This is a genomic window from Afipia sp. GW821-FHT04G03, from assembly GCF_059419985.1.
Window position 1 is genome coordinate 1 of record NZ_JBWKSV010000001.1, and the last position, 26164, is coordinate 26164.

The 26164-nt window shown below is 60.4% G+C and carries 26 protein-coding genes and 1 pseudogene; 19 read left to right on the forward strand and 8 right to left on the reverse strand.

Translation table 11 applies throughout. The features are described 5' to 3' along the window. The first annotated feature begins 285 nt into the window (after positions 1 to 285). Complete coding sequence (locus tag AC07UB_RS00005; RefSeq protein ID WP_494652635.1) at positions 286 to 4074, forward strand: anti-phage protein Upx-like protein; 3789 nt, start codon at positions 286 to 288, stop codon at positions 4072 to 4074. Positions 4075 to 4157: 83 nt separating this feature from the next. On the opposite strand, the gene AC07UB_RS00010 is transcribed toward AC07UB_RS00005, so the two are convergent. Beyond that, positions 4158 to 4625, reverse strand: a complete 468-nt coding sequence (locus AC07UB_RS00010) for a cyclophilin-like fold protein (RefSeq protein WP_492792646.1) — start codon at positions 4623 to 4625, stop codon at positions 4158 to 4160. Between the two features lie 106 nt (positions 4626 to 4731). Beyond that, positions 4732 to 5916: an MFS transporter gene (locus AC07UB_RS00015; RefSeq protein ID WP_494652634.1), complete on the reverse strand. Its 1185-nt coding sequence runs from the start codon at positions 5914 to 5916 to the stop codon at positions 4732 to 4734. A gap of 133 nt (positions 5917 to 6049) precedes the next feature. Here AC07UB_RS00015 and AC07UB_RS00020 point away from each other — a divergent pair, with 133 nt between their 5' ends. After that, the gene (locus AC07UB_RS00020) at positions 6050 to 6943 is read left to right on the forward strand and encodes a LysR family transcriptional regulator (protein ID WP_494652632.1); all 894 of its coding nucleotides are present in this window, start codon (positions 6050 to 6052) and stop codon (positions 6941 to 6943) included. 267 nt (positions 6944 to 7210) lie between these two features. On the opposite strand, the gene AC07UB_RS00025 is transcribed toward AC07UB_RS00020, so the two are convergent. Continuing rightward, a complete protein-coding gene (locus AC07UB_RS00025; protein WP_494652630.1) occupies positions 7211 to 8977 on the reverse strand; it encodes an adenylate/guanylate cyclase domain-containing protein in 1767 nt (588 codons plus the stop codon). 351 nt (positions 8978 to 9328) lie between these two features. On the opposite strand from AC07UB_RS00025, the gene AC07UB_RS00030 reads away from it, so the two are divergent. Together AC07UB_RS00030 and AC07UB_RS00035 are read left to right on the forward strand one after the other, a co-directional pair. After that, positions 9329 to 9541: a hypothetical protein gene (locus AC07UB_RS00030; protein ID WP_494652628.1), complete on the forward strand. Its 213-nt coding sequence runs from the start codon at positions 9329 to 9331 to the stop codon at positions 9539 to 9541. Continuing rightward, positions 9496 to 9909, forward strand: a pseudogene (locus AC07UB_RS00035) (efflux RND transporter permease subunit); the annotation flags it as partial. The gene AC07UB_RS00030 and the pseudogene AC07UB_RS00035, both read left to right, overlap by 46 nt. Here AC07UB_RS00035 and AC07UB_RS00040 read toward each other — a convergent pair. Continuing rightward, complete coding sequence (locus tag AC07UB_RS00040) at positions 9813 to 10949, reverse strand: polysaccharide deacetylase family protein (protein WP_494652626.1); 1137 nt, start codon at positions 10947 to 10949, stop codon at positions 9813 to 9815. The pseudogene AC07UB_RS00035 and the gene AC07UB_RS00040 sit on opposite strands and share 97 nt — an antisense overlap. An 86-nt stretch (positions 10950 to 11035) precedes the next feature. Then, entirely contained in the window at positions 11036 to 11782 is a 747-nt protein-coding gene (locus AC07UB_RS00045) for a polysaccharide deacetylase family protein (protein ID WP_494652624.1), read from the reverse strand. Between the two features lie 148 nt (positions 11783 to 11930). On the opposite strand from AC07UB_RS00045, the gene mgtE reads away from it, so the two are divergent. From mgtE to AC07UB_RS00070, 5 genes are all read left to right on the forward strand, one after another. Beyond that, positions 11931 to 13361, forward strand: a complete 1431-nt coding sequence (gene mgtE / locus AC07UB_RS00050; protein WP_494652622.1) for a magnesium transporter — start codon at positions 11931 to 11933, stop codon at positions 13359 to 13361. 220 nt (positions 13362 to 13581) lie between these two features. After that, positions 13582 to 14238, forward strand: a complete 657-nt coding sequence (locus tag AC07UB_RS00055) for a hypothetical protein (protein WP_494652620.1) — start codon at positions 13582 to 13584, stop codon at positions 14236 to 14238. Between the two features lie 120 nt (positions 14239 to 14358). Beyond that, entirely contained in the window at positions 14359 to 14664 is a 306-nt protein-coding gene (locus AC07UB_RS00060) for a helix-turn-helix domain-containing protein (RefSeq protein WP_494652618.1), read from the forward strand. A gap of 115 nt (positions 14665 to 14779) precedes the next feature. Next, complete coding sequence (locus AC07UB_RS00065) at positions 14780 to 15598, forward strand: aldo/keto reductase (RefSeq protein WP_492789876.1); 819 nt, start codon at positions 14780 to 14782, stop codon at positions 15596 to 15598. A gap of 45 nt (positions 15599 to 15643) precedes the next feature. Next, a complete protein-coding gene (locus tag AC07UB_RS00070) occupies positions 15644 to 16450 on the forward strand; it encodes a YdcF family protein (RefSeq protein WP_494652616.1) in 807 nt (268 codons plus the stop codon). Positions 16451 to 16459: 9 nt separating this feature from the next. Here the strand turns inward: AC07UB_RS00070 and AC07UB_RS00075 are convergent, their stop codons facing one another. Beyond that, positions 16460 to 16735 carry a DUF3253 domain-containing protein gene (locus AC07UB_RS00075; protein WP_494652614.1) on the reverse strand — a complete coding sequence of 92 codons (276 nt, stop codon included), beginning with the start codon at positions 16733 to 16735 and terminating at the stop codon, positions 16460 to 16462. A gap of 46 nt (positions 16736 to 16781) precedes the next feature. Further along, a complete protein-coding gene (locus AC07UB_RS00080) occupies positions 16782 to 17462 on the reverse strand; it encodes a DUF599 domain-containing protein (RefSeq protein ID WP_492789870.1) in 681 nt (226 codons plus the stop codon). Between the two features lie 163 nt (positions 17463 to 17625). Here AC07UB_RS00080 and AC07UB_RS00085 point away from each other — a divergent pair, with 163 nt between their 5' ends. From AC07UB_RS00085 to AC07UB_RS00105, 5 genes are all read left to right on the forward strand, one after another. Beyond that, positions 17626 to 18282: a glutathione S-transferase family protein gene (locus AC07UB_RS00085; protein WP_494652612.1), complete on the forward strand. Its 657-nt coding sequence runs from the start codon at positions 17626 to 17628 to the stop codon at positions 18280 to 18282. A 41-nt stretch (positions 18283 to 18323) separates the two neighbouring features. Then, entirely contained in the window at positions 18324 to 18689 is a 366-nt protein-coding gene (locus AC07UB_RS00090) for a YidB family protein (RefSeq protein WP_494652610.1), read from the forward strand. A gap of 285 nt (positions 18690 to 18974) precedes the next feature. Continuing rightward, positions 18975 to 19166: a hypothetical protein gene (locus AC07UB_RS00095; RefSeq protein ID WP_492789866.1), complete on the forward strand. Its 192-nt coding sequence runs from the start codon at positions 18975 to 18977 to the stop codon at positions 19164 to 19166. 56 nt (positions 19167 to 19222) lie between these two features. Further along, positions 19223 to 20197 (forward strand): hypothetical protein, encoded by a 975-nt coding sequence (locus AC07UB_RS00100; protein ID WP_494652608.1) that lies wholly within the window; start codon positions 19223 to 19225, stop codon positions 20195 to 20197. Between the two features lie 55 nt (positions 20198 to 20252). Further along, positions 20253 to 20690 (forward strand): DUF1489 family protein, encoded by a 438-nt coding sequence (locus AC07UB_RS00105; RefSeq protein WP_492789864.1) that lies wholly within the window; start codon positions 20253 to 20255, stop codon positions 20688 to 20690. Positions 20691 to 20748: 58 nt separating this feature from the next. On the opposite strand, the gene panC is transcribed toward AC07UB_RS00105, so the two are convergent. After that, complete coding sequence (panC, locus tag AC07UB_RS00110) at positions 20749 to 21600, reverse strand: pantoate--beta-alanine ligase (protein ID WP_494652606.1); 852 nt, start codon at positions 21598 to 21600, stop codon at positions 20749 to 20751. 187 nt (positions 21601 to 21787) lie between these two features. Between panC and AC07UB_RS00115 the strand changes: the two genes are divergently transcribed. The 5 genes from AC07UB_RS00115 (at position 21788) to AC07UB_RS00135 (ending at position 26139) form a co-directional block, all read left to right on the forward strand. After that, positions 21788 to 22708 (forward strand): division plane positioning ATPase MipZ, encoded by a 921-nt coding sequence (locus AC07UB_RS00115; RefSeq protein WP_494652604.1) that lies wholly within the window; start codon positions 21788 to 21790, stop codon positions 22706 to 22708. Between the two features lie 310 nt (positions 22709 to 23018). After that, positions 23019 to 23867, forward strand: coding sequence for an alpha/beta fold hydrolase (locus AC07UB_RS00120; protein WP_492789858.1), 849 nt, complete (start codon positions 23019 to 23021; stop codon positions 23865 to 23867). A 166-nt stretch (positions 23868 to 24033) separates the two neighbouring features. After that, positions 24034 to 24231 (forward strand): hypothetical protein, encoded by a 198-nt coding sequence (locus tag AC07UB_RS00125; protein ID WP_492789857.1) that lies wholly within the window; start codon positions 24034 to 24036, stop codon positions 24229 to 24231. Between the two features lie 292 nt (positions 24232 to 24523). Continuing rightward, positions 24524 to 25270, forward strand: coding sequence for a VWA domain-containing protein (locus AC07UB_RS00130; protein WP_494652602.1), 747 nt, complete (start codon positions 24524 to 24526; stop codon positions 25268 to 25270). Positions 25271 to 25404: 134 nt separating this feature from the next. After that, on the forward strand, positions 25405 to 26139 hold the full coding sequence (locus AC07UB_RS00135; RefSeq protein ID WP_494652600.1) for a DnaJ domain-containing protein: 735 nt from the start codon (positions 25405 to 25407) through the stop codon (positions 26137 to 26139). Positions 26140 to 26164 lie beyond the last annotated feature (25 nt).

Consider the following 26164-nt stretch of genomic DNA (forward strand, 5'->3'; position numbering starts at 1 on the left):
GGAAATACTGCATCTGGATCGGAACGCGGCCATGCAGTAATCTCCATCCCGCTGGTCCAAAATATCCATCAGGTCACGTTGTGCAGCGCGTGATTGCGGAGGCAAAATAATTCATTCAAATGCGTATGCTTGGAAGCGTGCGTCGCCGATCCTTAGAGCGCGTTGTGTCTCCGTGAAACCTCCTTCGGTGGAAACGTTCATTTCCGGCTACGTCCGTATGTTTTTGTCGTCCCGCGATTGAGCCACAACAACCTTTTGAAGTTAGAAGATAGAGATCCCTGATACGTGGCAAACGAGATTCCAACGTTCGAAGAGATGCTGTCGCAAACGCCAACCTTTGGGCTTGGAGGGCTTCCGCTGTCAGAGATTCACAGCGAGAGCGCGAAGGTGCTTTCTGAGATAGGCGAGTTTGATGGTCTGCGACTTGCCGCTTGCTTTGCCGGCTTGCTCACGGTGCCTGAACTTCAGAGTAACTGCATTCGACTTGAAGCGCTCGTTCATTTTTCGCTCGCGCTTGGTCGCGGCACAAGGAAGCCAAGTGAGAAGCTCGTCGCAAAGTTGTTCACGGCCTTGGGCGAGGGACTACTTGGCCGCATGGAAGACCCGGCAGAAGACGTTTTTGTCGCATTGATTACTACGCCGCGCGGCAACTTTCGCATTCTGGAAGGCGTATGGGAAACCGCAGGATTTTATACGCAACGTGTTGTCAACGCAGTTGAACTCATCCCATCGTCCCCTCGTTCAAATCAAATCCGGGAATGCATCTACGCAATTCTCAGGCTGTCTGATTTGGTTTGCGAACGCGCGGGATTGCAAGCCTATTGCATGGGTGAAGAAACTCCCTTGCAAAAGCTGCCGCCCCGCGTGATTGCCTCAGTTAAATCTTTGCGACGGCATATCCGATTTACTGCAAGTGAATTGACCGAAAGGGGGATTCGCATTGATGCGCTTGGCGAGTTCGGATTCAATCCTTCTGAACGAGCGGAATTGTCGGCTGACTTTATTGGGCACTCAAATTTAGAACGTTTCCCCATCATTTATCGCAATGACGAATTCCATTTTGTCTTGCCGACTGCTGCGAGCGTCGCGTTGCGCAGATTTGTCTTGGGAGAAATCGCTAAGTGGGGTCTGACGGAAACTTTTTCTCAAACGTTGGCTTATGAATACGCCACGTTATTCAGTCGCACGCCGTTACTAGGTGATAGAACCGGTGCGCCTATGGAGTTCAAGCGCACTAAAGGCGGCCTGCTGGCAGGTGTGACGACGGTTGTTGACCGGGGCATGTATATCAATCTTGTTTTCTTTGCTGATACGCTTGAGAACTTCGATGATTCCGGGTTCGTGGGTGTATTCCCCGCGCGAGACAACGTCAGGCTGGCTGACGATGTCGAAAAGTGGATTGATTTTGCATCGGAGAATGCGCGTAAAGAACCAGATTTCAAAGCAGGCTTAACACTTATCGTAGCATGCGGCGTTGGACGTGGTGTTTACGATTTCACAAACGACAATCAACGAGAAAACTGGCGCTCTGAATTTGTCGGCGCGGCAGACCTTATGACTTTAAGCTGGTTGCCTGATTTCAAGCCGCTTTCGTTGTGGAGAGTATTTGAAGCGCAGGACCGCTTGCAGGAAATGGGCGTAGGTCTGCACAATATCAATGGCTTGCTGAACATGGTGGGATGGGCACGTAGTTTGGGCGGCCATCTTGTCCCGCACTCACAGTTGCCGCCCGATTTTGGGGCGGGCGAGGCCAACAGTTTTATAGTTGTTGAGCAGAACGCAGTTCTCTCTGTGCGGCATGAAGCGATGGCAACCTGGTTGCCGCATGTTGTCCAGGACATTCACGGTCAATGGATAAAGGTGAGAAAAGACGGCCTCGCACTATTCAAAGAAGACGACATGCAGCCTTACTTTATTTCGGAGGAGAAGGGCGATACGCGCTGGCCAAATGGTGTTTACGAAACGGATGTGCGTTCATGGTGGGTAGAATTACAGACCGATGAAACGTGTATCGGCCATTGGGCATATGAACGGTCGAAAATGTTGAAGACGTGGCTTTGCTTCGCTGCCCCCGTTCTAGACGCCGCTTTTCCATCCCTGCCGGATGGCCCCTTGCTGTGGTGCGCGCGCTTTGACGGCGACATGAGGGATGTCGAGGGACCTGAGGGGGAACGTCAATTTCTCTCGGTCGAACAGGCATCGACACACATAGAAATTAGCGTCGAAGGTTCGAAAATTCTATTGCACGCCAGTAAAGACTTCGAGTTGGCCTTCTTCAATCCAACAAACGTCGCTGAGCGCGCGTTGGTCGAATGCTTAGTCAAAGGTTCTGCTCTGTTGGCAAAGGTTGAACTCAACGCATCTGACTTGAGCGCGATAGTTGGAAGAATCGTTTTGAGCGACCAAGCGCGACAAACTCACGCTTTCATGGCGCGGAATTTTCGAGATTTTGTTCGCAGTTCGATTTGGCCTTCTCCTATCCTGATTGATACGGACGACAGTGCGTATATTAAGCTGGGTCTAGGTTGGCGGGCGCGAGACCGGTCGCAGGGCAGCGAGATTGTTGGGCGCGAAGAGTGCACGGCCTACCTCAATTCTGTCGTCAGAATGCTCGAAGACGAGATTTGCACCGAATTGCATTCGCTCGACAGATCCGCCGTTATTCTTTTTGCGTTGAACAACCACGAGGCAGCAATAGCAGACCAGGACAATTGGCGGCGGACAGCATCCGCCGTATTGGCGCTTCACCGCGATAAGGAATCTACGCTTGAAGTGATCGCCAATCACCAATTTAAACTGAATGGCGTTTTCCAAGCGTCGCGGCTCATGATTGAGTTTGCGATTTGCGAATGCCCTCTCACAGGTGGCAAAAAGCCGGGACGCCTTCAGATGTCGCGTCTTATGGCAAAATTACTGACTGTGACGGGCCTCGGCGGATGGTCTGACACTATTCGTTGGGAGGCAATGGAAGCGAGGGTTCGTATAGCGCCTTTGGGCGATATTCAAGCTAATGTCAGTTTTCAAGAGGAGGTGCTGGAGCCCTATGGTCGGGCCGGCAGTGATTTGACGATAGAAGACAGCGTCAAGAACTACGAAAGAAACCTGATCGAGGTAAAGAACACGCCGACGACAGATGGCGGCTTCTCGCCGGAGTTCTGGGCTGCATACGAAGAGCAATTCGGCGCAACATTCGACCTCTGTCGAAAATATATCGATTTCATCGAAGATATTGGCTTCAAAAAAGGAAGGGCAATTTTCAAAGTCAAACGAAGCGAACTGCTCGCTCCTGTCTTCAACGGTGAAACACTCGACGCAGAAAGTGCCGAGTCCTTCTTATCATTCCTGACGTTTAGAAGTCGCTCGTCATGGCGTGAAATCCCAAAAGGTCTGAACGAGAAAGATATTTTTCCTTGGCGCTATCGTCGGCAGCTTACAGTACTGAGACGCCCGTTTATTCAGATAGACGAACTTCATGATCCAACAATCATTGTCGCTCCCGGTCTAGTGCGCGACGCCTTCGCCTATATGTTCGCTAATTTCCATCGTGGCGATTTCCCTCGCTGGCAATTGAAAGAGAAAATGAAGCGATGGGCGGGCAAGTCCCGCGATCAGATTGGTGCGGAATTCAGCAAGGCGGTGGCCGATAAACTTAATGAACGTGGTTGGAAAACTGAAACAGAAGTTCGGATTACAAAATTGCTTGGGAAGGGTTTTGATAAAGACTATGGCGATATTGACGTGCTGGCATGGAACGAAAATACCCGTCGCGTTCTGCTTATTGAATGTAAGGATGTGCAGCATCGTAAATCGGACGGTGAAATCGCGGAACAGTTGGCGGATTTTCGCGGTGAGTTGGATGTAGATGGCAAGCCCGACCACCTTTTGCGGCATTTAATTCGGGTCGATCTCATTCGAGAGCACGTGGCAGAGCTGAGTAGGTTTATCAAATTTGCCGAGACGCCCATCATAGAAAGTCACTTGGTTTTTAGAAACCCAGTGCCGATGAAGTTCGCTTGGCAAAAAATGAAGGAGCGTGTTTCACTTAGTATAATGACCGATCTCGATCATTGGTGAGTCGGGCAAATTGTGCGAGGAGGGGAAAGTCGGAAGCGCCGTAGAGTTCAAAGCAATGAGCGCCGTAGCCTTCGGCTACATCCTTAAGAAGCTTCGACGCGCAGCGGGTGCTCACCGCGCACAAGCAGCGGCGCAGGCCCCTGGTCCAGACGACCGAGCCGGATCAGGCCGCGCGACCAGCGATAGGGGTCATAAAACATCGCCAGATTACCCCAAGGAGCGTAGTAGCAAAGATCGCCAACCGCCTCGTCGCCGAAGCGGCCATTGTCTTCCTCGGTGAGCTTGCGCGGCAAGTAGGCGATCTTCTCATTGGTCGAATAGTCGCTGATCGTGAGATTCAGTGGCAGCATGGAGAACAGATCACGCGCAGAGGGATTGTTTTCCAGCGTTACCGTGAAATCCTGGTCCGCGAAAATAAACCTGAGACGCATCACGGCTCCTTTCTGATCCGAGGCCGGATTGGACTGAGCGCGCACCGAAGAGGAAAGCGCAAAGCCAGCGGCGGTGGTCAGCAGCTTACGACGCGAAAACGGCGCGAGCCTATATGTCATTTCGACGTCCTTCTCGTTGCGAGGCAAGTGACGGATCTTGGTGGAGGTCAAAGCATCTCTCGGGGGGATTGAGCCAGCGGCCGAATTGATCGGCCCTGCCGGTCATTCAAGGCTTAAGCAGACGCCGCCCATTGCCGATGAGAGCTATTCCAATGCTGGCCAAAACCACGCTGCCGATGAAGGTCGCGAAGATCGTCATGCCATCCAGCAGCAACCCACCGACCACGGCACCCAGCAGGATCGACGCTTGGATTGCCGCGACCATCAGGCTGCCGGCGGCCTCCGGCGCATCGTTCACATTCTGCGACATCCAAGTCATCCAGATCACCGACATCGCGGTGTTCATCGCCCCCCAGATCGCGAGGAGCAGGCCCACCGCGACAGGCGAGCTGCCAGTAAACAAGAGTCCCAGCGTGCAGGCCCCCATCAGTAGCGCGGGCACCTTCAGCAACGGCGCAACGCTACCGCTCAAAAAACGGCCCGCCGCCCAAGTACCGACGAAGCCGGCACAACCCAGTACGAGCAGCAAGATCGAGAGCATCGTCACATCCGCACCCGTCACCTGCTCTAGAAACGGGCGCAGATAGGTGAACATGGTGAAGGCTGAGCCCCACGACAGCATTGCGGCGGCAAGGCCACGCAGGAAATAAGGACGCTTCAGAAGACTCAACATGGTCCGAAAGCCCTGCCGCTGGCGCGCAGGCAGCGAGGGCAGCGCAATCACTAGCCAGACGAGGTTGATGGCGACGATGGGCGTCAGCGCCGAGAACACCGCGCGCCAGCCGAACAAGCCGCCCAGATAGCTGCCGATCGGCGCGGCAAAGGCGGCCGCGATGGCCTGACCGCCATATATCAGGGCGAGCGCGCGCGGCACATCGCTTTCAGGAACCAGCCGCATGATGACGGCGGTGGCTAAAGCCCAGAAGCCGCCGATGCAGATGCCGAGCAGCGCGCGGCCGATCATGAGCACCGCGAAGTTCGGAGCCGCCGCCACCAGAACCAGCGACAACAGCATGAAGGCCGTCATGGCGACCAGAACCCATTTCCGGTTCAGCGTCCCGGCGGCCGTGGTGATGATCATGCTGGCAGCCACCGCGAAGAGGCCGCTGATTGAGATTGCTTGTCCGGTCTGCCCCTCGGTTGCGCGCAACGCTTCGGCCATCGGCGTGAGCAGGCTGACCGGCATGAATTCGGAGGCGATTAGCATCGCCACGCACAGCGCCATCGAGAGGACCGCGCCCCAAGCGGCGGTCGGTTTGCTTCCAGCATCTGATGTGGCGGCAACCACCATATTCGGCTCCTGCATGAATTGTTGCAGTGCAAACCTAGCGGTTTTGACATAAAACGATTAGCCGTCGAAATCGGCATGAACTAATCGACCAGATCGAATAATCTGCTGTGCAGATAACGGACGAAGGAACTTCATGGCCAGAACCGACCTCAACCAACTGACGTGGTTTCAGGCCGTCGCCGAAGAGCGCAGCTTCACCAAGGCGGCGGCAAAGCTCGGCGTGGCGCAATCGACGCTGAGTCACACGATCAAGCAGTTAGAAGCGCGCATGGGCATACGCCTTCTGACACGCACCACGCGAAACGTCGCGACGACTACTGCGGGCGAGCGGTTGCTACAGACGATCACCCCGCGCATCGCCGAAATTGAGGATGAGATCGTGGCGCTGACGGCGCTCCGCGAGAAACCATCAGGCTCGGTCAGGCTCACGCTATCCGACCATGCGCTCGAAAGCATCGTCTGGCCGAAGCTGAAGCCGGTCCTCAGCGCCTATCCCGACATCAGCGTCGAACTGATCCTGGACAGCACTTTCCGCAACATCGTCGAGGAGGGCTTCGATGCCGGCGTCCGGCTGGGCGAGAGCGTCGAGAAGGACATGATCGCGGTACGGATCGGCCCGGACTGGCGTCTGGTGGCGGTGGCGTCGCCCGACTATTTCGCCGCACATGGCGTACCTCAGCAACCGCAGGATCTGGTCCGGCATGTCTGCATCAACATGCGTCACGAAACCGCCGGCGGTCTTTACACATGGGAGTTTGAAAAGGGTGGGCAAGCGCTGCGTGTCCGGGTGAACGGTCAACTGACCTTCAACAATTCCTATGCCATGATTGACGCGGCCGTGAACGGCTACGGCGTTGCCTATGTCCCAGAGAACATCGTCGAGCAGCACGTCGCCTCGGGCTTGCTGGTGCAGGTTCTCGACGACTGGTCGCCGTTCTTCGAGGGCTATTTCCTCTACTATCCGAGCCGCCGTCAGAACCTTCCCGCGTTCAAAGTCATCGTCGATGCGCTACGGCATCGGGATTGACTGGGATCGTGATTTTCCTTCACAGATGTCTTTGGCGTGTCGCAGAAGGTGCGGGCGCTTCCCAAAAGAACCTTTTCGCTTCAAAGCCTCGATTTGCCCGCACCTTCGCGGTATCTAACTGAAAATGCTAGGAGGGCCGACATCCTCCGAGCGCACCACCTCACAAAAACACACTTGAAATCATTTAGCTTTCGGCTCTCCGGCCGACAAGAAACTATGCCATGAGGACAAGTCGCTCATGATTGCTCGCGCCGGAGCTTCGTCGGATCAGACCGGCAGACCTGCCGCAAGGAGGCCAGCCTCGTGGCGCCGGCGGTCGACTTCGCGCTTGTAGTGCTGGGTGGCGAGGTAGACGGCCACCGAGAATTTCGGCTCGCGCTTCAGAACCTCTGCCGCATGCGCGGCGGCCGCGACCGCGTTGCCCATTTGCGCGAACGTGGCTGCAAGGAAGGCATGATGGGTATGGTCAGGCCGTGTGATCCGCGAGAAGGACTCGATGGCTTCGACGTATTTCTCGGCGCAGTAGCAGGCGCGCCCGAGGTGGCTCCAGAAACGTTCCGGGTGGTAGGGATTGAGGCGCATCGCCTTCTTGATCCAGCCGATGCCGTCCTCCGGCCGCCCGAGCCACGTTAGAAGTTCGCCCTGCTGCACCACAACAAGGTCGTAGTTGGGGTTGAGCGCGAGCGCCCGCTCCTGGTGATAGGCGGCCTTGTCATGTTCGTCGCGGTTCAGGTTCAGCGCGGCGAGAATCCGGTGCACGTCGCTGTCATTGTCATCGAGCGCCAGCGTGATCTCCAGCTCCGCGGCCACCTGCTGGAGGGTGGCATCGCGATCATCGCACCAATCATAAACCCACGTTTGGCCCAGTACGCATGCCTTCCAGGCATGCGCATGAGCATAGTTCGGGTCGAGCACGAGGGCGCGGTTAAGCAGCTGCTGCGCTTCGGCGTTATCCTCCCGCGTCGAGCGGTGGTGCAGCACCTTGGCGGCCAGCACGCACTCATAAGCGGCCATGTTATCGGTCGGCTTGCGTTTCGCACGGTCGTGGGTGGCGGCCTCGACGCGGCCGGGGAGCGTCGCGACAATCGCGCGGGTCATCTCGTCCTGGATGGCGAAGATATCTTCAAGCTGGCGATCGTAGCGTTCGGCCCAAATGTGCCGGTCGGTTTCGGCGTCGATCAGTTGCACGGTGACGCGAATGCGATCGCCGGCCTTTCGCACACTCCCCTCGAGGACGTAATCGACGCCGAATTCGCGCGCGACCTCCTGCACCTTCACCGCCTTGCCCTTGTGCACAAAGGTCGAGTTGCGCGAGATGACGAGCAGCTCGTGGAAGCGTGACAGCTCCGTAATGATGTCCTCGGTGAGGCCGTCCGCGAAGAATTCCTGCTCCGGATCGCCGCTCATGTTGACGAGCGGCAGCACGGCTATGGACGGCTTCCTAGAGGTCGCGTCCGCCACCGCCGCGTCCTTCACGCCCTCCGGCGCGGTCCTCGGGTCCTGGTCAAGCCGAACCCGAAAGACGCGGATCGGACGGGCGATGTTCTTGACGCTCTGGTCGCCGAGATCCTCGAATACGACGTCGTCCAGTCGGTTGCCAACCTGATCGCGTACCGCGCCCGAAACGCAGATACCGCCCGGCTCTGCGAGCATTTCGAGGCGCGCCGCCACATTGACGCCATCGCCAAAGATATCGTTGTCCTCAACGATCACATCGCCCAGATTGATGCCAATGCGGAACTGGATCCACCGCGCCGGAGAGACGTCCGCGTTGCGTCGCGCCATCCGGTGCTGAACCTCGGTCGCGCACAGCACGGCATCGGCGACGCTGTGGAATTCGATCAGCATGCCGTCGCCGGTGGTCTTGATGATGCGGCCGCGGTTTTTCGCGATGGCCGGATCAATGAGCTCGATCCGGTGGGTCTTGAGACGCGCGAGTGTTCCCATCTCGTCGGCCTCCATCAGCCGACTATAGCCGACCATGTCGGCGGCGAGGACCGCTGCGAGCCTGCGCTCTGGTCCCGGCACGTCCATCTCTCCGGTTCCTTCCATGAAACGAAAGAACGCTCTAAGAAAGCCCTTTAAGCGCGCTTGAACCGCGAAGCGGCGTGATTGTCAGCGACGTCGGTGCAACTCGCAATCATCACGGGACGTTGTCGATCTTCCCGTTGCAGAGACTTCGTACTGCGTCGGCATCCATGGCCTGATGATCGGATCGCGCATGTTGCAGATGAAGGTCGGTGGCCAAGGGGGCATGACTTCCTCCTACCTACACACAATGATGTCGGAGGTTACTCCTGTGGCCGGGCATCAACAAGGCATTCCAAGAGGATGGTTCTTCGACGCTACTCAGTTGCTTGGAACCGGGGAAGGCCATCGCGGGAAGTGGCTTGGCTCTGGCCGGCGCGGCAACTGGGCACTGAGTTCATGCCGAACCTGAACGAAGGCACGCTGCTCTACATGCCGACGACGTTGCCCGGTATTTCGGTCACCAAGGCGGGCGAACTTCTGCAGACGCAGGACAGGATCATCCGGTCATTTCCGGAAGTGGCGTCGGTTTACGGGGCGTGGCCGCCGAAACCGGCGTCGTCATGCTGATCTACCTCAACCAGGCGTTGGCGGAAATCAAAGCACGGCGTGAGAAGGAGGGCCGCGTGCTGACCCGATCCGATTTGTATGATGCGATCATGGAAGGTGCTGTCGAGCGGGTACGGCCGAAGATGATGACGGTGGTCGCCATCACGGCGGGGCTATTGCCGATATTGTGGAGTACCGGCACCGGCTCGGAGATCATGCAACGGATTGCGGTGCCGATGATCGGCGGCATGATCTCGTCGACATTGCTGACGCTGATCGTGATCCCGGCGATCTACGGGCTGTTGAAGGGCGTGCGGCTGAGCGAGGGAGAAGGCGCGGATGCCGGCTTCGCGAGTTCGGACGGAAGGAAACCTGTCATCCCGGCGTGACCCGCTGGCCTGCGCGCCGCGGAGATGTCCGTGCGGGGCGGTCTTCCGTCAATCTCAAACGTGTTGACCGTCGTCCGCACTGGAACCGCCGGCGCAGGCAGCTGCGCCATCCAGACCGAGCGTTCGGAGCGCGGGGAATCCTGCGATGGCACTTCAGCCGCACCGAACGTGAAGCCCGGATAGGTTTTAGCCGCGACAGCCGGGCCGTGAATCCAGTGTGGGACCCACTGCGCCGGATCGGTCGCCGTTTTTGGGCGCTCCGCCGTCGCCGGAACGACATGCACGATGCGATAGCCGCGCGCTTTCAACTCCTGGAGAATAACTGGCAGGGCGGCTTGCGTGCGCGCCTGAATGTCGTGCAGCAGCAGCACGCCCTTGCCTTTGGCCTCAAGCCGCGACAGCGCGAAGCGAACAACCTGTGCGGGTGAGATGCGCCGCCAGTCGTCAGCGGGGAAATCGGCGCTCCATGTCATGAGGTCGCGTTTGCCGAGTTCTGCCTCAAGCGCGTCCCCGCGCCGAAGGCCGGGTATCCGGAAGAATGGCGCCAACTGAGCGGGGTCGCCCAGCGCCGCGGCAACATGGGCAATGCCGTCATCGATTTCCGAAGCCATGCGCTCCGGCGGCAGTTTGCCGAAAGCGAACGGATGGTTTTCGCTGTGGGTGCCGACGGTGTGCCCCGCGTCGTGGACCCGCCGCGCGTCCTGCGGGAATTCCTTCGCCATGCGGCCAACCATGAAGAATGTCGCCTTCACGCATTCCGCGGCGAGGATATCGAGAATGGCGTTGGTGTGGACCGGCAGCGGGCCGTCATCGAAGGTCAGGACCACTTCCCGGTCTTCAAGCGGCAGGGTTTCGCCATACTGCATCGTGCCGATGCGTGGATGCTCTTTCGGGTCGACAACGATGGTGCGCGAGGTGCCGAGCGCGCCGGGGTTGCCCGGGCAGTCGGCGGCATGGGTGGACGATGCACCGAGCGAAGCCGCGGCGAGGATGCCGAGCGCGGTCAGGAACGTGGCGCGGCTTCTGGTTGTTCGGCGCATGGCAAATCCGTTGGAGCGGTGCGAGACCGCCGTGCTTACTGCCGCGGCTGTGAACGGCAGCTTAATTCGGCGCGTAGGCCCGTCAGTCATGTGCGGGGCTTTTCGCCGGGTGCGACGAGATGGACGACCTTGTAGCCGTTGCGCCGGAGGTATTGCAGGAACGCGGGCAGCATCTTCGCTGTTTGCGCCTTGGTGTCGTGGAGCAGGATGATTCCTCGGCCTGCCTGCTCGAGGCGCGCGGTCAGCAGATGCAACTGCTGATCTGGCGACATCGGTTCCCAGTCGCTGGCCCACAGATCCGCCCCGAAGACGGCGATCCCGCGCGTCTGCAGGTTGGCCAGCAGCGTGGGCGTCGAGGCAAAGCCGGGAAAGCGGAAAAACGGCGTCGACGGGATACGTCGGGCTTCGCCGCGCAGGGCCATCTCGTCGGCAGCGATGCCGCGGTCGATTTCCTCGATAGCCTGCGGTTGGCCGATCTTGTCGAGCGGACGGTGCGACCATGTGTGGTGGCCGATGCTGTGGCCGGCGGCCGCGATCCGTTTAACGATGGCTGGATTGGCCTCGGCGTTCCTGCCGATCAGGAAAAACGTCGCCTGCACGCATTCGCTGGCCAGCGCGGCCAGGACCTTCGCAGTTGTCGGCGGGAACGGGCCATCGTCGAAGGTCAGCACGACCTCCTTGTCCGCCAGCGGCAGGGATTGCGGAAAGCTCTTGAGGCCCACGCGCGGAAACGCCTGCGGATCAACCGTCATGGTGCGGGAAGTGCCGAGTGCGTCCTTGCGGGGGCAATCGGCGGCGCGGGCGGCGGTTGCCGTGGTGGCGACAAGCGCCACCAGTACGGCTCGTAACACGGTCATGACGGCTTCCGGACGTAGTTCTGTTGGCGCGCACATTTAGCATTGCGTTCCGCTGTGTCGATTGGGTATTGCCTGAAACGCACACGCAAATCAGCAGACCTCCATTGAACCCGCGAGGCACGGCATGGCCGATCACCAAGACCTTGCCGAGGTGGCTGCCGCTCAGGATTCCGTGCTCGACCGCCACCCCATGCGGGATGCGGACGATCATATCCGGCCCGAATTCGTCGTCTTGGTGTCCGAGGCGGTTCAACGGAACGGTTCCGCCTTTTTGCGTGAAGTCGTTGCCGAACTCCACGAAGCCGACCTTGGCGACCTGATTGAGGCTCTGGAGCCGGAGTTGCGGCCACGGCTGGTCGAATTGACCGGCGCGGCCTTCGACTTCTCGGCGCTGAACGAAGTCGACGACGCGGTTCGTGAGGAAATTCTCGAGGAACTGGAGCCGGAAACGGTCGCCGAGGGCGTCCGGGAACTGGATTCCGATGACGCGGTCGAACTGCTCCAGAATCTGGACGAGGACGACAAGGAAGAAATTCTCGAGAAGTTGCCGCAGTCCGAGCGCGTCGCGCTGGAGCGCAGCTTCGACTATCCGGAAAACTCCGCCGGGCGTCGTATGCAGACAGAATGCATCTCGGTGCCGGACGGCTGGACCGCGCTGCGGGCGATCGAATACATGCGCGACACTCCAGGCCTGCCGGACCGGTTCTACGAGATTTACGTCGTGGACAAGGATAAGCGTCTGAAGGGCGCTGTGCCGCTCGATGCTCTGCTGCGGGCGAGCCGTCCGGGGCCGATCATGGATCTGGTCGATGAGGACCGCCGCCGCGTGTCCGATCATGAAGATCTCGCGGAAGTGGCGCGAATGTTCGGCAAATACAATCTCGTCGCGGCGCCGGTAACGGATATCGATAATCGCCTGGTCGGCGTCATCACCATCGACGACGTGGTCGACGTAATCGAGGAGGAGGCCGAAGAAGACCTCAAGGCGCTCGGCGGCGTCGCCCGCGACGAAGAACTGTCGGACTCGGTATGGACGATCGCCAAGGGCCGGTTCAACTGGCTGCTGGTCAATCTCGCCACGGCGTTTCTCGCGTCCGCCGTGCTTGGAATGTTCGAGGGTGAGTTGCAGAAGATGGTTGCGCTCGCGGTGCTGGCGCCGATTGTCGCCAGCCAGGGCGGCAACGCGGCGACGCAGACCATGACCGTTGCGGTGCGCGCGCTGGCGACACGCGAGCTTGGGGCGAGCAACGCATGGCGCGTGGTCGTGCGCGAAGGGCTTGTCGGCCTCGTGAACGGTTTGGCATTTGCCGTCATCACCGGCGTTGCCGCGGCCGTATGGTTCAAGATTCCAGCGCTGGGCGTCGTCATCGGCCTTGCGATGATGTGCAACCTCGTTGCCGGTGCGCTCGGCGGCATTCTCATTCCGATGGCGCTTCAGCGTCTGCGCGCCGATCCTGCCGTTGCGTCGGGCACCTTCGTGACGACGGTCACCGACATCGTCGGATTCTTTGCGTTCCTCGCCATAGCAACGCTGTGGTTTGGATTGAATACCTAACGCCCGCCATATCCGAAATCGGGTTCCAATTGGCTGCCACGTTGTCTGCACAATTGATCACATCAGCGCCTCATTATTGCCCGGTGCAGGAATAAAACCGCAGTGTCGCTGGCCGCGCGAACGTTAATGTTTTAGCGGCTTTTATGCATCTTCGGCGATCAGGACGTTGTCGCAAGGCGACCGTCGTTGATGCTCGAACTTTTATCTCGGAGCTATCATTTTGATTAGAGCAGTCACCGCCGTCGCGGCGCTTTGTGCGTTGTCGTCGGTTGCCGAGGCGCGCGTGCGCGCGCCGGCCGTTTCGCCCGAATGCAACATCACGATGCCCTGCATCGGTGTGGACAACCCGGTTCACGCGCGGCAGCGCAGCCGGCGTGAGGCAGCCCCGGCATTTTCCACAATGGAGCCGATGCACCGGATGAGCCGCCGCGAGCGCCGCGCAATGGCGCGGGCGCAACGCGGCTTTGAGCCGGTCTCTCCCGCCTCGTTTGAACCGGCGCCTCGCGCGTCGCATGCATCGCGCGCGTCGGAAGGATATTCGGCGGGGCTCGTCGGCCCGTTGCAGGCCAAGCTCGCATCGATCCAGTCGGCTTGTCCGGGGACGCACGCGATCTCGGGCGTGCGGCATACGCGGATCGCCGGGACGCGACGGATGTCGCTCCATGCACAAGGCAAAGCCGTGGACGTGCGCGGTCCCTATGGCTGCATTTATGCACAACTCAAGGGCTGGAGCGGCGGCTACTCGACCGACGCCGGCCGTGTGCAGCACATCCACATTTCCTACGACAACGGCGGCGGACGTGAAATGGGCCTGCGGTTCGCGCATGGCGGCGGTCGCCGTCACTCGTGGCGCAACTCCTACGCGCGCTTGAGATAAGCCGACTGGGCGATAAGCCGATCGACAGCAGGCCGCCCGGACATTCGTGCCCGGGCGGCCTTCTTTTTAACCTGCGGTTAACCATGTCGTCCCACCCTCGCGGCAGAGAGGGAGCGGCAGATGCAGCGATTGCGGCTGAAGGCGGATGGGCGGATCGTCGAAGTGCTGGACGGGCGGGAAACACCACTGGTTCCCGATATGCCGCAGCCTTCGCGCAAGACCACCGTTGCGCCCGTCGTGCGCGATCTGCGGCTTCGCGCAAAACTGACCCAGGCCGAGTTCGCATCGCGTCTCGGCGTGCCTCTTGAGACAATCCGGAACTGGGAGCAGGGCAAACGTTCACCGCGTGGCCCGGCGCGGGCGCTGCTGACCGTGATCGCCCACGAACCCGACATGGTCTTCGCGGCACTCGCGCGTCGCGTGTAATCCGGTTCGCAGGCTGGAGTTCAGTATCCGCCGTTCTTGGCAATCCGGCCTGCTCGGCTCATGATATTGTTCGTATAATCACCGGGCTCACAGGAACGGCGTGCCGAGGCATGAGATGCTGACTGTAGAGGCGAATGGCGCCAGCATTCCGGCGATAGGTCTCGGAACGTGGGAATTGCGCGGCCGCGCCTGCGCTCGCATTGTCGAGCAGGCGTTGCGGCTCGGCTATCGCCATGTCGATACCGCGCAGATCTATGAGAACGAACGCGAGGTCGGTGAGGGCGTGCGGGCTTCAGGGCTCAAGCGCGCCGATGTATTCCTGACCACGAAGGTCTGGACCACGCATTTTGCGCCCAACGATCTCTTGCGGTCCACCAAGGAAAGCCTGGCGCGGCTTCGCATGACCGAAGTCGATCTGCTGTTATTGCATTGGCCCAATCCGCAAGTGCCGCTGGAGGAGACGCTGGGCGCGCTGGGGCAGGCGCAGCAACTCGGGCTTACGCGGCACATCGGTGTGTCGAACTTTACGGTGGCGCTGATCGAGGAGGCAGTCGCGAAATCCGCCGCGCCGCTGGTCTGCAATCAGGTCGAGTATCATCCGTATCTGGATCAGGCGAAGGTGCTGACGGCCTGCCGTGACAATGGCCTCGCGCTTGTGGCCTACAGTCCGGTCGCAAAGGGCCGTGTCAAGAACGCCGAGGCGCTGAACCGGATCGGCGCGCGCTATGAAAAAACCGCGGCGCAGGTTTGCCTGCGCTGGCTAATCCAGCAAAACGTGGTGGTGATCCCGCGCACGTCCAGGGTCGAGCGGCTATCGGAAAATTTCGACGTCTTCGATTTCGCGCTTGCAGACGAGGAGATGGATGAAATCTTCGCCATGGGCACGCGCGGCGGCCGCATTACCGATTTCGGTTTCGCGCCGAAATGGGATTGAACGGGGGATTGATCTTGCCGGCATGATCGCCCATGCAAGACGATCATGTTTTTCAGCCTGTCCAAGACAATCGGATTTTTCACCGTTCCGTCGAATGCGGTCGCGATGCTCTGCGTCCTCGGTGTGTTGGTGCTCGCGACGCGATTTCGCAAAACGGGATTACGCATCCTCGTGACCGGCGTGGTGCTGTTGCTGATCGCCGGGTTTTCGCCGCTCGGCAACCTGCTGTTGTTGCCGCTGACCGAGCGGTTTCCGGCATGGAGCGCGGGCGGACGTCCGCCGGACGGCATCATCGTGCTTGGCGGGTCCATCGATCCGGAGCGCAGTCAGGCGCGCGGTTCGCTCGAAATGGATGCGTCCGCCGAACGGATCATCACGATGTTGCAACTGGCGCGGCGGTTTCCCGAGGCGCGCATGGTTTTTTCGGGCGGCAGCGCCAACCTGATCGAGGCGCCTGTTCCGGAAGCGCCGGTCGCGGGCGACCTGCTGGAAGATTTCGGCACGCCACATGCACGCATCGTGCTCGAAAGCGAATCCCGTACAACTGCCGAGAACGCGACGTTCACGCGCGCCTTGGTTTCACCGAAGCCGGGTGAGCGCTGGCTGCTGGTGACGTCCGCATTTCACATGCCGCGCTCGATAGGAGCATTCCGGAAGGCTGGCTTCGACGTCGAGGCCTATCCGGTGGACTGGCGCACGCGCGGCTGGAGCGAAAGCCTGACGCCGTTCACGGCGTTGAGCGCGGGCCTTGCCCGCACCGACGTCGCCATCCACGAATGGACCGGATTGATCGCCTATTGGGCGACAGGACGCAGCAGCGAGCTGTTTCCGGGACCGCGCAAGGCGAATTGATCAAACGAGCTAGTCGTGACGCGGCAGGCCGAGGCGATACACGCCGCGGAAGTCATTCGGATCGGCGGGCTTGCCCTTGCGGTAGATCACGAGGCGGCCTGCCTGCGCGAGCGCCACGGCCGACCTTCGGATCGGCACCAGCAATCCATGCCAGTTATCTTCGGCTGCGATCGCGTGCGCGATCTCGGGCGCGCTGAGGGTTTTTGCGCCGGCGCGCGCCAGCACATCGAGAATGGCGTCGTCGAGCGATCCGCCGTCGAGAGCCTTCGAATCGGATTTGTTCATGACCATGCCATGACGCATCCGGCGCGGCGCGGCAAGCGCATGTCACCTATTTCGACATCGCCCTGTAGGCGTCAGAATCGAATTGCCTGCGCCAGATGACAACCACGATGGCCAATGTGGTGGCGATCAGCACCCATGGGCTGATGAACCAGCCGAGATAGCCGAGAGCGAACAGGAAGGCGCGCTGACCGCGATTGAAATGGCGGCCGGCGGACTGGAACAGCTTCGTGGTGCGCATCACATGCGACTGCGCCTCGGGCGTATCGCGCTTCTCGGCAAATGGCATCGCGCCAAGCAGGATCGCGACATAATTGAAGAGGCGATAGGCCCACGAGAACTTGAAGAACGCATAGACGAAAATCACGATCAGCCCGACGCACTTGATCTCCCATAGAGCAGGGGAGCTTCGTATGCCGAGCGGCAGGGTTGCCAGCACCGACATGGCTTCTTCGGTCGAGCGAAGCAACGTCAACCCGCCGCCGACGGCAAGCAGCGTGGTGGAGGCGAAGAACGCGGTTCCGTTCTGAAGCGACGCCATGATCTGCATATCGACCATTCGCGCCTCGCGGTCGAGGATACGCCGCACCCAGACCTCGCGGTAAATACTCATGCGGGCGTTCAGGCTGTTGCGGCCATGCGATGTGCGCTCAAGCGTAATCGCGTAGATTGTCCAGGCGAGGATGAAGAATGCGATCGCCGCGATGTCAGCCGTTGTGAACAGGGTCACGATCAGGTGCCTTCTTAAAGTTGCCGACACGATAGAACAGGATGCGGACGGTTGCGAGGCGGTTTCGGCGCGGCCGGATCGGTTCAGTTGCCTGCCGAGCGCCGGGCGTGGCAAAGTCGCGGTGCACGACGATTCAACCCAGGACTACGCCAGGGACCATGCGATGGCTTTGACGCTCGCGATCGGCAACAAGAACTATTCCTCATGGTCGATGCGGCCGTGGATGGCGCTGAAGGCCACCGGAATTGCTTTCGAGGAAGTCACGATCCCGCTCTATACAGGCGATGCCGACAAGCAGCGCATCCTGAATTTCACCCGGTCAGGCAAGGTGCCGGCGCTCGTCGACGGTGACATCACCGTCTGGGATTCGCTTGCGATCATCGAATACGCCGCCGAGCGATTTCCAAATGCAGGGCTCTGGCCGCGGGACGTTGCCGCGCGCGCGCATGCAAGGTCGGTGTCTGCGGAAATGCATTCGGGCTTCATGGCGCTGCGCAACGAATGCGGCATGAACATCCACCGTCCGGTTCGCGCGAAACCGCTGTCCGATGACGCTCGGGACAACATCGCCCGGATCCAGCAGATCTGGACCGAATGCCGCGCCAAGTACGGCGCGCAGGGACCATACCTGTTCGGAACGTTCAGCGGAGCGGATGCGATGTTCGCGCCAGTCGTGCATCGTTTCCGAACTTACGCCATCGACGTGACGCCGCCGGTTCGCGCCTACATGGACACGATGCTGGCGAACGCCGCGTTTCAGGAATGGACCGACGGCGCGCTGGCGGAAACGCTGATCATCGAGAAGTTCGAGATCGATTGAGACTCTACTGCCGCGCCAGCGACGGCTTTAAGGATCGCGTGATGGGTATATTGGACATGCTGACCAGCGTGATGGCAGCAAGGGCAGCGAGCGAACTGGAACCGGGCATCGTTCCGGTTGTCCTCAGTGAAGTGCTTGGCAGCGACAAGCAGGGCGGACTGTCCGCGATCGTCGCCCGGCTGGAACAGGCGGGCTTTGGCGATCAGGTGAAATCCTGGGTCGGGACCGGCCACAATCTGCCGATCAGTGCGCTTCAACTTCAGGAGGTACTCGGAAGCGCCACGGTGAGGCAGCTCGCCACGCGCTTCGGCATTCCCGTGGACCAGCTTTCGACGGTCCTGGCGGAGGTTTTACCGCCCGCCGTCGATCAAGCGAGCCCGCAGGGGACGCTTCCACCTACAGCATGAACTTGAGCGTTTAACTCACTGGAATTGCCGGAGAATTGTCTCCGCCGGAACAGGCGGCAAAATTGCGGCCTTGCACCCGGTTGGACCCTGCCTTGCCCCTTGCGCAACGCCTGAAAAGCACGGTCAACGTATTGATAAATAAAGGACAATCACCCGTTTTCCATGCGCCGGTTTGTCTGGCCAAAAGGTGGTCTGGTGTGCTACAAATCTGCCGGGCGTCAAACGGGCTATGCCGGGACAATGGCAGGCCACCAAAATGCGCGTATCGCGTGATGGAGCAGGGTGTTGAAGCACAAATACATCGTCGGAGAGACCGTCTATTTCACGGCAAGCAACGTGGCCCGTCCGGCCGCGAGTGGAACCTATGAGGTGATCCGCCTGCTGCCGACAGACGGTGACGACTGTCAGTATCGAATCAAGAGTTCGACCGAAGCCTTCGAGCGTGTAGCCAAGGAAAGCCAGCTCGCCGTCGACTGACGGAATTTTGCCGCGGTTGCGGTGCTTGGTCTTGTTCGTTGTGAAGGGGACCCCGCATGAACCGGGCATGGGCGGAATCGATCGATAGTCTGTGGCATTCGCCGAATTTGCCGATGTGGCTGACTCTTCTGGCCGCAGGCTTTTTCGCGCTTGTCTTGCTGGTGACGCTGTTTCGCGCCGAGCGGTCGGTTGCGAACGGCGCGCTGACTGTCATCACGCTTCTGGCCATCGGTATTGCCGTCACCACGATGATGCGCGCGTCGGGTGTCGCGAGCGGTCCATCCGCCGATCCCAAATCGTCAGGGCAGGCGGCTGCATCGCTTCCGGCGCTGGCGTGTCTCGATGGTCTGGCCGGTGAAAGCGTCGAGACGGCGTGCGAGAAGGCGCTGTTTGCGTCGGCTGACACCGTTGCAGCGGGCGTATCCTACACAGCGTCCCAGATCAGCCGGCTTGCGGCTTTCGGGAATGCCGCCGCAGCCGCGAAGGTGATGACGCCGGAACTCAACGCGCTGCGGCGGACGATAGAGCGCGATCGGTACGGGCTGGTTGCCCAGGTTCTCAAGACGCGCGAGGGCTGCACGCTGTCGTCGCCGTGCCCGTTCTACCAGTCGCTCACCAACTCCGCGCAGATATCCTCCAACATGAGCGAAAACCTGTATGACGGGTTCGTCGGCCGCTATGCATCGTCATGGAACGCGGCGCCCGCGGTCGCCAACGCGGTTCCGGGCTCGTCTCCGTTAGCTGCAGCATTTGGTACCGTGCCGCCGCCGGGAAAGCCGGTATCGGGTGATTTTCCGAGCGCGGCATCAATTCCCCCTATCAACATCATGACCCCCGAGACGGCTCCGCAGGGCGCACAGGCGGGGCCACGTCCGGCGGAACCGGGCGCTTCGCCGTCCGCGCGGAGCGCGCCGGCGGTGATCAATCCGCAACCGGCGCCGTCAGCCGCTGCGAAGAAAGCCGCGCCGCAGAAATCGCGTGCACAAGCTCCGGTGCAGCTTGCGCCTCCCAAGGAGAGCGCTGATAACTGATCGGTCTCCTTCAACTTGAAGCGCGTGTTTCGGCATCGCGCTGGCGATCCTGAATATGCCTCTTCATCTCATCAAGCTCAGCGTCGGCGCGACGTCCGTCAAGGATCTCAAGGGCTGGATCGCAGAGCGTGTGAAACTGGCCAAGGCGAAGGGGCAGCCGCCCCGCCACATCCACGTCACCCGCATGGCTCCCAAGCGCGTTGAGGAATTACTCGACGGCGGGTCGATCTACTGGGTCATCAAAGGCGAGATTGCCGCGCGTGAGAAAATTCTCGGCATCGAACCGTTCCGCGACAAGGACGGCATCGGGCGATGCCGCCTTGTGATGGAGCCGAAGCTGATCGCGGTGTCGCCGCGTCCGATGCGGCCGTTCCAGGGCTGGCGTTATCTCGATCCCAAGAGCGCGCCACCGGATTTGGGCAAGGCGGCCGCGAGCGTTGCCGCGATGCCTGAGCCGATGCGGCGCGAACTGCGCGAGCTTGGGCTGTTGTAAATGGCATGATCCCGAAAAGTGGAAGCCGGTTTTCGGATAAAGCTCATGCCAAAAAAGTTTAAGCCTTGATGTTGTCGATCAAGCGCGTCGTGCCGATTTTCGCCGCCACCAGCAGACGGATCGGTCCATCGTTCAGCGATGAAATGGGCGCGAGCGTCTCGGCGTGCCGCGCTTCGAGATAATCGAGTGCGAACCCGGCTTCCTTGATGACGTCAGCGCCATCGGACAACGCCGCGCTGAAGTCCTCGCCGGCGCGCAATCGCTTCGCCGTCGCCTTCAACGTGCGAAACAGCACGGTCGCAGTCCGCCGCTGATCGGGCGACAGGTAGACATTGCGCGACGACATCGCGAGGCCGTCGCGTTCGCGAATGATCGCACCGCCGATCACCTTGACGCCGAGATCGAGATCGCGCGCCATGCGCGTAACCACCTTGAGCTGCTGAAAGTCCTTCTCGCCGAACAGCGCCATATCGGGGCGCACCTGCGTGAACAGTTTGGCGACGACGGTTGCGACCCCGCCGAAAAAGTGCGGGCGAAATTTGTCCTCGAGTCCCGCGAGCGCCGGTCCCTCGGGAGCGACACGTGTGGCAAAGCCGTCCGGGTACATCGTCTTCACATCCGGATTCCAGACCAGATCGACACCCTCTGCTTTGAGTCGGGCAATGTCCTCCTTCCAGGTGCGGGGATAGGAGCCGAGATCCTCATGCGCCGCGAATTGCGTGGGGTTCACGAAGATCGACACCGCGACCTTTTTCGCGCGCCGTTTGGCGAGCCGGACCAGCGACACATGGCCGTCATGGAGCGCCCCCATGGTCGGCACAAGAGCAAGCGTCGCGTTGCGCTTGCCCAGTTCGGCGCGGGCGCGGTGAAGGGATGAAAGCGAGCGGGCGATGATGGGGGAGCGGGTCATTCGTGCCGGTGTCTGATGCAGATTGATCGTGGTTTGGGCAGCAGTCTTAACAAAGCTGCCCGTGCGAGCCAACGATGCCGGCGGCGTTCGCTCCGTCATTTGCAGGATTCATCATGAAGGTGGGTCCATTCGAATTTCCCTTGATTCTTTCCGCACTTGCCCGAAGATATCCACAGGGGAATCTTACATGCTTTTGCAGACGAGTCAGGGCCAGTCCGGGTCGACGCACGTCGTCGTGCTGGGCAACGAGAAGGGCGGGTCGGGGAAATCGACGACCGCGCTTCACGTCGCTGTCGCCCTGTTGAAGGCTGGACAGCGCGTCGCCACCATCGACCTCGATTCCCGTCAGAAGAGCTTCACCCGCTACATCGAGAATCGCCGGGCCTGGGCCCAGCGCACCGGTCTTTCCCTCGAGCTGCCGCATCATTGCTGCATCGCGTTGGGGTCGAGCATGCAGATCAACGACAACGAAATGTCGGAGTGCGAGCAATTCTCGGCGGCCGTCAGCGCGGTGGAGCGCACCTACGACTTCATCGTCATCGATACGCCGGGAACGGACAATTACCTGATGCGGCTGGCGCATTCGATGGCCGACACGCTGGTCACGCCGCTGAACGACAGCTTTCTGGATTTCGACGTTCTCGGTTCGGTCGATCCCACGACCTATTCCGTGATCGGCGAAAGCCACTATGCCACCATGGTGAAGGCCGCGCGCAAGCAGCGCCGCGATCTCGACGGCGCGACCACCGACTGGATCGTGGTGCGGAATCGCCTGTCCATGCTGGGCTCGCGCAACAAGCAACTCATCGCGGAAGGACTCGACCAGCTTTCGTTCCGGCTCGGTTTCCGCCCCGTCGACGGCTTTGCCGAGCGCGTGGTGTATCGCGAGTTCTTCCCCCGCGGCCTGACCGCGCTGGACGATCTGGACGAGGCGACATTGGGCACCCGGCCGAACATGGCCCATGTCACCGCGCGCGAAGAGGTGACGGGCCTGCTGCGTCATCTCAAGTTGCCGATCGACGAGCGAGGTCGCCGCCGTGCCGCGACCCGTGCGGAATGGTTCGCCCAAGTCGACCGCCCGCTGGAAACTCACGGACTGACTGCCTGAGTTTCCTGCCGGAGGGCTGGTTCCCGGACACCGGCCAACGGCGGTTCCGGTTCCAAAGGTACAATTTTACGCTTTGCCCGGTGAACCCGGTGGGAGATCGTCGCTTATATTAGGTAAGCAACGGTCAAATCTGGCATGTTTGATGCATCGCACAAAATAGGTGTCGAGTATCAGGCACATTGAAGGGAATTATCTTGGTTTGTCACATCCGTGTTATGATCTGGCTGGACAAGGCAGAAGGATTCCAAAACACTGTGATGACCAGGTGATCTGAACGAAAGTCAGCCCGCCCCGGTTTTTCGAGGACGTGATGAAGCGCGGAATTTTTATCCTGCTTGGACTGTTTGCGGTGGCGATTGTCGCTTACTTCACCGCGAGCAAGTGGGCGATCCGTCACGAAACCCTGACGTTTTATGATTCCGTGCGCGATCGGCCGGTGGTCGTGGCCATCGCAGTCCGGCGCGACAAGGAAATGTCGGCGAATGCGGGCCTGAGCGTATTGCCGGTCGCGATCGTCAACCACGGCAACACCGTCAAGTTCACTGAATACTCGTTCCTCGCAAACGTGCTGGCTGCGCGCGGTTACATGACAGTCAGCGTCCAGCACGATCTGGCGAGCGATGCGCCGCTGGTCACGAAAGTCGGCGAGCCATACGTGGGCCGTCTGCCGGTCTATGAGCGTGGCGTGGCGAACATCGATTTCGCCGTGGCGCAGATGAAGAAGATCCAGCCGAACGCTGACTATGACCGCCTCACAATGGTCGGCCATTCCAACGGCGGCGACATCTCGATGTATTTCGCCAAGATGCATCCGGAGAGCGTGAAGAAGGTTGTCACGCTCGACAATCTGCGCGTGCCGTTCCTCACCGAAGGCAAGTTCAAGATTCTTTCGTTCCGCTCGAAGGACGCCGTCTTCAAGCCGGATCCGGGCGTCGTGCCTGATGACGATATTTGCGAGCAATCCGGCATCACCGTGGTCAATACCGGTTTCAAGCACACCGATATGAGTGATCGCGGACCGGACAATGTGAAGACGTCGATCCAGGGCGTTCTCGACAAATTCCTGGAAGACGACAGCAAGCTGGCGCCGGTCGATACCAAAAAGATCACCGTTCCGCAGCCTGGCCCGATCGCGCAGGTTGCTCCTCCGATCAACTGACACTTCGTGATCATTGATTTGTCGCGCGTTCGTCACCGGATCGGTGGCTGCACGATTGCGTGATGCATTCTCCTGCCGGCGTTTTCACCTTGAACTGCCACATTTCGTTGGTGGCATGACATCTGCTTGTTTCCAGGCAAGCAGATCGTCAACAGAGGTGACAGTCATGGCCATCAGCACGTCTTTTCGCTCTCCAGGTCTTGTGCCATCAGGTCTTGCGCCATCGATGGGCGAGCAGATCGCGCCGATGATCAGCGATGACGAATGCGTGTCGCGTCTGGCGCGCGCCGTTGCCGACCACGACGACCGTCAGTTGAACGAGGTCGCGCAACTCATCGGGCGGCTCGCGGTGCCGATCGAATAGGCGGTCGGCGCGACTTATTTTGGCGCGCGCTTCGTATGCGCAATCTCTCTCTCCGCGTCGTCCCCGTGCGGGGAACCATGCTCCCTGATTCATCGGCGTTATCGCGATAGTTGTGTTCGTCATGGCCGGGCTTGACCCGGCCATCTTCGTCTTCACAGCGCAAAAAAGCGACCTGCCGAACATAAGTGAGCTTCGGAGCCGAACATTCAGGCTGTCGATGGACGCCCGATATGTGTCATTGACCGGGCTCAGATCGCGCTCCACATAAGATCAGTGTTCATTGTGAGCTGATATGACCCGCGATCCGACCATTCCAAAGAGCGGAGACAAGACCGTCGCAGGCCAGCGCGGCGCGTCGTCGGTCGCGCAATCCGATACGTCGGCCGACATCGCCGCGTTCGTCGCCAAGGCGCGCGCGATGACTCCGGGCAAGGCCGGTACCGGCCGCATGATCTTCGCGCTCGACGCCACCATGAGCCGGCAGCCGACATGGGACATGGCGTGCCAGTTGCAGGCCGACATGTTCCGCGAGGCCGGCAGCATTGGCGGACTGGCCGTGCGTCTCGTTTACTATCGCGGTCTCAACGAGTGCCGCGCCAGCGGGTGGATTTCGGACACCGCGCACCTTGCCAAACTCATGGCGAAGATCGATTGCCAGGGCGGCCAGACGCAACTCGGCCGCGTGCTGTCGGACGCGCGCAAGGAAGCCATCGCTTCGGGCGTGCGCGCCATCGTGTTCGTCGGCGATGCGATGGAGGAGAATGTGGATGCGCTGTGCGCCACCGCGGGTGAACTCGGCCTGCTGAAGGTGCCGTGCTTCATGTTCCAGGAGGGCAACGACCCGGCGGCTGAAGCAGCGTTCCGCGAAATCGCGCGTTTGACCGGGGGGGCGTGGTGCCGTTTCGACATGGGCTCTGCGGCGCAGTTGCGCGAGCTTCTGCGGGCGGCGGCGGCTTACGCAGCGGGCGGGCGGGACGCGCTGATGCGGCTGGCGAAGAATACGTCGGGGGCGGCGGCGCTGCTCGGGCAGATGAAGTAACTTGTGGCGCCAGACAGGCGCGGCGTTATTTCGCAATATATCGGCTTAACAAATCCCCGTATCGCCATAGATCAGGTATGCGTGTCGTCTCGGCACGCTGCTGAAGAACGATTTGCAAGGATGACCTGATTCCCATGCCGACCCTGATCGCAGGCATTGTCGCCGTCGCGCTGATCTATGTTGCCCTCAACGTCATCAAGGGCGCAGATCCGAAGTGGCTCGCGAAGATCGTTCGGGGCGGCGGCGGCGTGGTGACGCTGGCGGCCGCGGCGTTCATCGGAATCAGGGGCGAACTGGCCGTGGCAATCCCGCTCGGCATTTTCGGCGCGGGCCTGCTCGGCTGGTCGCCGTTCGGGGCGCAACTCGGCTCCGCCTGGGGCAACTACGGCCCCGGCGCGTGGAAGTCACAGGGGCAGAAGTCCCAGGTACGGTCCCAGTTTATAAAGATGACGCTCGACCACGACACCGGTGCGCTTGAGGGGCTTATTACCGCCGGACCCGAAGCGGGGCGTGTACTGGACGACTTCACGCTCGACCAACTCATTGCTCTGGCGCGGGGGTTCGACGCGGAGAGCTGGGCTCTTCTTGAAAGCTATCTGGACCGCCGGTTTCCCGCCTGGCGTGAGCACGCGCAGGGCGAAGGGACAGGCGGGGGTGGTCGCGAGGATCGCCGTGCGTCGTCGAGTGGAAAAATGACGACGGAGGAGGCCTATCAGATCCTTGGCCTGAAGCCGGGAGCGGGGCGCGATGACATCAGCCGGGCGCACCGTGGACTCATGAAGAAACTTCATCCCGACCAGGGGGGCTCGACGTATCTCGCTGCCCGGGTGAACGAAGCCAAGGACACTCTTCTTCGCAATCATCACTGACTCCAGCACGCAACATCACGCCACA